6 protein-coding genes and 1 pseudogene are annotated in these 6,250 nt (G+C 40.4%); 4 read left to right on the forward strand and 3 right to left on the reverse strand.

Annotation, left to right across the window (positions count from 1 at the left end):
• Positions 1–280: 280 nt before the first annotated feature.
• Positions 281–1,642, forward strand: a complete 1,362-nt coding sequence (locus tag V7137_RS09535) for an IS1182 family transposase (RefSeq protein WP_335697864.1) — start codon at positions 281–283, stop codon at positions 1,640–1,642.
• A gap of 183 nt (positions 1,643–1,825) precedes the next feature.
• Here V7137_RS09535 and V7137_RS09540 read toward each other — a convergent pair whose 3' ends face one another.
• From V7137_RS09540 to V7137_RS09550, 3 genes are all read right to left on the reverse strand, one after another.
• A complete protein-coding gene (locus V7137_RS09540; RefSeq protein WP_335697865.1) occupies positions 1,826–2,572 on the reverse strand; it encodes an amino acid ABC transporter ATP-binding protein in 747 nt (248 codons plus the stop codon).
• Positions 2,573–2,587: 15 nt separating this feature from the next.
• A complete protein-coding gene (locus V7137_RS09545; RefSeq protein ID WP_335697866.1) occupies positions 2,588–3,247 on the reverse strand; it encodes an amino acid ABC transporter permease in 660 nt (219 codons plus the stop codon).
• A 65-nt stretch (positions 3,248–3,312) separates the two neighbouring features.
• A complete protein-coding gene (locus tag V7137_RS09550) occupies positions 3,313–4,089 on the reverse strand; it encodes an amino acid ABC transporter substrate-binding protein (protein WP_335697867.1) in 777 nt (258 codons plus the stop codon).
• Positions 4,090–4,424: 335 nt separating this feature from the next.
• Here V7137_RS09550 and V7137_RS09555 point away from each other — a divergent pair, with 335 nt between their 5' ends.
• The 3 genes and pseudogenes from V7137_RS09555 to V7137_RS09565 all read left to right on the forward strand — a co-directional run bounded on the left by V7137_RS09555 (position 4,425) and on the right by V7137_RS09565 (position 6,158).
• Positions 4,425–4,796: an ArsR/SmtB family transcription factor gene (locus tag V7137_RS09555; RefSeq protein WP_335697868.1), complete on the forward strand. Its 372-nt coding sequence runs from the start codon at positions 4,425–4,427 to the stop codon at positions 4,794–4,796.
• Positions 4,789–4,959 (forward strand): annotated as a pseudogene (locus V7137_RS09560) (cation transporter); the annotation flags it as partial. The gene V7137_RS09555 and the pseudogene V7137_RS09560, both read left to right, overlap by 8 nt.
• A 272-nt stretch (positions 4,960–5,231) precedes the next feature.
• Positions 5,232–6,158, forward strand: a complete 927-nt coding sequence (locus V7137_RS09565) for a cation diffusion facilitator family transporter (RefSeq protein ID WP_335697869.1) — start codon at positions 5,232–5,234, stop codon at positions 6,156–6,158.
• Positions 6,159–6,250 lie beyond the last annotated feature (92 nt).

The following is a 6,250-nucleotide window of genomic DNA, read 5'->3' on the forward strand; positions in this document are numbered from 1 at the left end:
TCAGACTGTCGACAAATCCACAAAACTTTGGGTTTGCCGGCAGTCTTTTTTATGTCTTTGTTAAATTGTCTGTTGCTTTGCGCTCCAGGCGCTTCGCTTTCCGCGGGCGTAGCGGGGAGCCTCCTCGGCGCTTAAGCGCCTGCGGGGTCTCCCCTGCTCCGTACTCCCGCAGGAGTCTTCGCGCCTTCCGCTTCAATCAACAGAGTTATAAAATCAATAATGACCTTTAAATAAGCCCTTTGTATAATTAAGATACAGACATATAAATGAGGTGGATGAAATGCTAACTAAAAATACACAGATGAATCGTGACCAAATAGAAATGATAGCTTTAGAACAACTTGTACCTGCGAACCATTTGGTTCGGAAGATTGAAGCAGCTATAGATTTTTCTTTTATTTATTCACTTGTACAAGATATGTATTCATCAAAACGGGGCCGTCCGAGTATTGACCCTGTGGTATTGATTAAGATGGCTTTCATTCAATATACCTTCGGTATTCGCTCAATGCGTCAAACAATTGCAGAAATCGAAACTAATATGGCGTATCGTTGGTTTTTAGGCTTTGGTTTCTACGATAAGGTGCCACACTTTTCAACGTCTGGTAAAAACTACGAACGCCGCTTTAAGGATACAGATCTATTTGAACAGATTTTTTATCGTATTCTTAAGGATGCCTCAGAAAAGAAATTGATTAGTAGTGAGCACGTGTTTATAGATTCTACTCATGTTAAGGCAAGTGCAAATAAACGTAAATTTGAGAAGAAAGTAGTTCGAAAAGAATCGAAAGCTTATGAAGCACGTTTACAAGACGAGATTAATAATGACCGCGAAGATCACGGAAAGAAGCCATTTCCTCCAGATAAATTTGATAAAGAAGAATTAAAAGAAATTAAAGAAAGTACCACTGACCCAGAAAGTGGTTATTACGTAAAGGATGAGCGAACTAAACAATTCGCATACTCATTTCATGCAGCGTCAGATCGGAATGGTTTTGTTCTGGGCGCAATTGTAACGCCAGGGAATATCCATGATAGCGTTATATTCGAGCCACTGCTTGAGAAAGTCATCGAAAAACACGGGAAACCTGAAGCTGTTGCTGCTGATGCTGGATACAAAACACCTGCTATTGCTCAATACGTATTTGGAAATGATATGACTCCTGCTTTACCGTATACACGTCCACGGACGAAAGATGGTTATTTGAAAAAACATGAGTATGTTTATGATGATTACTACGATTGTTATATCTGTCCGCAAGGACAAATACTTAAATATGCAACGACGACGAAAAATGGAAAACGTCAATCCTTCTCAAATCCGCTTGAGTGTCAAAATTGTCCATTACTTTCCGAATGCACGCAAAGTAAAGAACATAAAAAATTGATTGAGCGACATGTGTGGGAACATTTTATGGAAGAAGCCGATCATCTTCGTCACACACAAGAAAATAAAAGCATATACGCAAGACGTAAAGAAACGATTGAACGTGTCTTTGCGGATGCTAAAGAAAAGCATGGGATGCGATGGACAACCTTAAGAGGTTTAAAAAAATTGTCCATGCAGGCGATGCTTACTTTTGCTGCCATGAATTTGAAAAAGATGGCCAACTGGACATGGAAAAGACCAGAAATGGCGTAGTAATAGGCATAGGATAGGTCTAAATTTTGCTCTTACGAGCAAAATATCAACAAAAAGGCATCCGAATGGGCTCATTCGAATGCCTTTTGGCTACAATCTGAAATCCCTCTTATTAAAGAGGGATTTGTTTATGAATAATACTTTTTAAATAGTTTTCCCCTTTTTGGGGGAACGGGTTCTAAATCATTTTAAACTACGTTTCAAGAAAGCCTTTGTGCGTTCATTCTTAGGATTCGTAAACAGCTCCTCTGGCGAACCGGATTCAACAATTTCCCCGTTATCCATGAAGATAACTCTATTTGCTACTTCCTTGGCAAAGCCCATCTCGTGTGTTACCACAATCATGGTCATGTGTTCTTCCGCCAGCTCCTTCATAACTTGCAACACTTCACCAGTTAATTCCGGATCCAAAGCAGAAGTTGGCTCATCAAAGAGCAAAATTTCTGGGTTTAACATAAGCGCCCGGGCGATAGCTACTCGTTGTTTCTGTCCGCCTGACAGTTTTGCAGGATAGGCAGCAGACCGGTCAGCTAGCCCTATTTTCTCAAGAAGCTCACTGCTTCTTTGTTGAATGTTAGCAGCCGATTCCTTTTTCAACATTTTTGGAGCGATCTCCAAATTTTCTTTAACGGTCAGATGTGGAAAAAGGTTAAAATGCTGAAAAACCATACCCATTTTAGCGTTGATCTCTTTGATTTCCTGCGGCTTCGCATAGACGCCGTCCTTTACTAAATGATTACCGGAGACACAAATCGTGCCATCGTCTATTTTTTCTAGATGGACTAAACTCCGTAGCATCGTACTTTTTCCAGAGCCGGACGGACCAATGACAGCTACCACATCGTTTTTATTTACATCAAAGGTAATCCGTTTTAAGACTTCTAAATTACCGTACGATTTTTTGAGATTAGATATTTCTATGACAGCCATTTTCATCACTCCTTCCTATTCAAATTTGAACCGTTTTTCGAACCCTTTAAAGACCAGGGTTAACAGGAGCGTCATGATCAAGTAAATGATCCCTGCTACGAAGAAAGGCACAATGGTAAAGTCTCGATTGACCGCTGTTTGCGCAAAATGCAGCAATTCAGGTACAGCAACCGCATAAAGGAGTGCAGTATCTTTCACTAATGTTACGGATTCGTTCGCGACAGCCGGGAGGGCAATCCGGAACATTTGCGGCAGGATGACCCTTGTCAATGTCTGCCATCTATTCAGACCAAGGACTTGTGATGCCTCATATTGACCTTTATCAATCGCAAGAAGTCCACCGCGAAAGATTTCAGCAAAATAGGCGGCATAGTTTAAAATAAAACCGATACAGGCCGCAACAAAGCGGTCCAAGACTAAATATTCACCAATGACAGGCAGCATCGGCAGCCCGAAACAAATAAATAACAGCTGAAGTAAGAGCGGTGTGCCGCGCATCACGTAAATATATCCCTCGGCAAGCATGGAGAGGGGTTTAAAACGGCTGCCGACAGCTAGTGTTAAAACAAACCCGAGGGGAATGGATACGACAATTGCAATCAAAAACAAGAGGATGGTCATCTGAGCCCCTTCGAGCATGGGTTTTAGTATAGAAATAAGATAATCAAAAGACATGAAAGGTTTCCTCCAAAAACAAAACAGGGTTCCCCGAGGAAACCTGTTTTATCTTATATTCGGTATTACTTTAGTACTTTATTTTCGCCAAACCACTTTTTCGAAATTCCTTGGGCAGTGCCATCTTCGTTCATTTCATCAAGTGCTTTTTGCAGATTTTTAAGTAATTGATCATTTCCCTTTTTAACGCCAATTCCGTATTCTTCAGGGGCCAGTGATTCATCAAGGATTTTGAATGCTTCTTTTTCTTTCGTCATGTAGTAATCAATGACAATCTCATCAATAACTACTGCATCTAACCGGCCGCTCTTTAAGTCAGTCAATGCTTGGACATTGTCAGCAAACTCGGTAACTGTCTTAATTTTTGCCTTAATTGGTGAAGCGTCTAATGCATCAGCTGCTGAAGATAGTGTTTGCAAGCCGACAACCTTACCAGTTAAATCATCTAATTTAGAAAGCTTTGAATCTGCCATCGTAACAACTACTTGAGCATTTTTTAAATATGGTTTCGTGAAAAGAACTTTCTTTTTACGTTCGTCGGTAATAGTGTATCCGTTCCAAATAAGGTCAATCCGTCCACTGCTAAGTTCCGCTTCCTTTGTGCTCCAATCGATTGGTTGAAACTTAACCTTTTTCCCCATTTTTTCGGCTGCTGCGCTGGCGTAGTCAATGTCAAAACCAACAATCTTGTTATTCTCATCGCGGAAGCCCATTGGTGCAAATTTATCATCGATTCCAATCACCAATGTGTTGTCCTTTGATTCAGATGACTTAGATGAACATCCTGTAATAATGGTGAATGCCGCTGCTATTACTAAAAACATAGTAACTAACCGTTTCATATTAAATCTACCATCCTATCTATTTATTATTTTACTTTAGTACGTTACCGTGTTATTACTCTAACATATTATAACGCTATAATATTAATTAAGACAATAGTCAAGATAATAGTAGGAATATTTCGAATTTTAAGTGGGTGCAGTTTTCATTAAACCACAAAAAAAGAACGACTCTACTCAAAAAATCCTGTCACAAAATAGGAACCATTTGAATGTTCTATAAAATAGGAAATACTTCAATATTTTTAAGTAAAAAAAGTTCAATAATTATTGACATTCAAACCGTCATTTGAATATGATATATTCAAACGAACATTTGAATGAGGGTGATTAGGATGAAAGAGCGTGATATTTGCGAGGTTACCTGTGTGGATAATGAGAAAACCACTCGGGTTCAACAGCAGCTTGAAAAGGATACGAGTATCACTGAAGTGACCAAGCTTTTTAAAGCATTGTCCGATGAGACACGCTTGAAAATCGCCTATTCCCTTACACTTGAAGATGAGTTATGCGTCTGTGATGTCGCCAATATTGTTGGAGCAACCACAGCTACGGCCTCTCATCATTTGCGTCATTTAAAAAACCTTGGGCTCACGAAATACCGGAAAGAGGGTAAGCTTGTTTATTATTCCCTTGACGACGATCATGTTAAACAATTAATTCATATTGCAATTGCCCATCAGGAGGAGGTGGCCAGTCGTGAGTGAGACAGTTGAAAAACAAGTCTATCGAGTTCAAGGCCTTTCTTGAACAAGTTGTGCCGCAAAGTTCGAAAAGAACGTACAACACCAGGATGGTGCCGTTGACGCTAAAATTAATTTTGGAGCAGCAAAGCTCACAGTCTATGGAACTACTACCTTAGAAGAAATATTACATTATCATTAGTTGTTAAGTTTTTAGCCCTTTTTCTGGGCTGGCTAACATTATGGATTGCTATTTTTGCCGATATGGGCGTGACGTTACTCGTTCCCTTTAATGGTTTACGGCTTTTAAGAGTAAAAGACTAGGCAATTCGGACGTGTGCTTAAGTGGCGTGTATCGAATAAAAAAGATTAGAAAACACTAGCCTTAATCGTAATATTTTCGGTTTAGAAAGAGATAAATAAAAAAGCCGTTTGGAATAGGCTTTTGGGGGGATTAACATGGGTCATCACCATCACGGACATTCACACGGACATTCACATGGACATTCACATACGAGTAATAAAAAAGCGTTATTGAGTTCCTTCCTATTAATTGCGGCGTTTATGGTCGTCGAGGTAATCGGTGGTATATTAACAAACAGTTTGGCGCTTTTGTCAGATGCAGGGCATATGCTGAGTGACGCGGCCGCACTAGGACTAAGCTTTTTTGCGATTAAGCTCGGTGAGAAACAGGTGTCGAAAGAAAAAACATATGGCTACAAACGGTTCGAAATTATCGCTGCAGCCTTGAATGGAATTACACTAGGTGTTATTTCTATCTATATCTTTTTTGAAGCTTTTCAACGCTTTTTCAATCCACCAGAGGTGCAAAGTACCGGAATGCTGATGATATCAATCACAGGCCTGCTGGTGAACATCGTTGCTGCTTGGATATTAATGAAGGGTGACAAGGAAGATAACCTAAATGTCAGGAGTGCCTTTTTACATGTTCTTGGTGATATGCTGGGATCTGTTGGCGCGATAGTTGCCGCCCTGTTGATTATGTTTTTCGGCTGGGGGATTGCTGACCCGATCGCAAGTGTTATTGTTGCCATCCTAATTCTCTTAAGTGGATATAGGGTCACAAAGGACTCGTTCCATATCTTGATGGAGGGTGCACCAGCGCAGATTGATATCAATCATGTGAAAGACGAACTTAAAAAGATTCCATTGGTGAAGGAAGTCCATGACCTGCACATATGGACCATCACCTCGGGTTATTCTGTATTAAGCTGCCATATTACCATATTAGATAACGGAATTCACGATGACATCCTCTCACAATCCCAGCGGGTCCTTCACGACGAATTCCACATCGAACACAGCACCATCCAAGTAGAAAAAGAAGCAAACGGCTGCCCTAACCCGCATGGAACATGCAACTAAGAATGCCTGATACCAATCATTAGTGTTTCGCTATCGTGTTTTGTCCTTCGGTGCCCTTCCGAAGGACATTTTTCTTGCTTCCCGACCGAGTT

Origin of the sequence: Neobacillus drentensis, assembly GCF_036962765.1 — a bacterium.
GTDB classification, from domain to species: domain Bacteria; phylum Bacillota; class Bacilli; order Bacillales; family Cytobacillaceae; genus Neobacillus; species Neobacillus drentensis_C.

Excerpts from the sequence above, each read along its gene's own strand:
- V7137_RS09535 (WP_335697864.1), top strand. The coding sequence starts at position 281 with ATGCTAACTAAAAATACACAGATGAATCGTGACCAAATAGAAATGATA.
- V7137_RS09540 (WP_335697865.1), bottom strand. The coding sequence starts at position 2,572 with ATGGCTGTCATAGAAATATCTAATCTCAAAAAATCGTACGGTAATTTA.
- V7137_RS09545 (WP_335697866.1), bottom strand. The coding sequence starts at position 3,247 with ATGTCTTTTGATTATCTTATTTCTATACTAAAACCCATGCTCGAAGGG.
- V7137_RS09550 (WP_335697867.1), bottom strand. The coding sequence starts at position 4,089 with ATGAAACGGTTAGTTACTATGTTTTTAGTAATAGCAGCGGCATTCACC.
- V7137_RS09555 (WP_335697868.1), top strand. The coding sequence starts at position 4,425 with ATGAAAGAGCGTGATATTTGCGAGGTTACCTGTGTGGATAATGAGAAA.
- V7137_RS09565 (WP_335697869.1), top strand. The coding sequence starts at position 5,232 with ATGGGTCATCACCATCACGGACATTCACACGGACATTCACATGGACAT.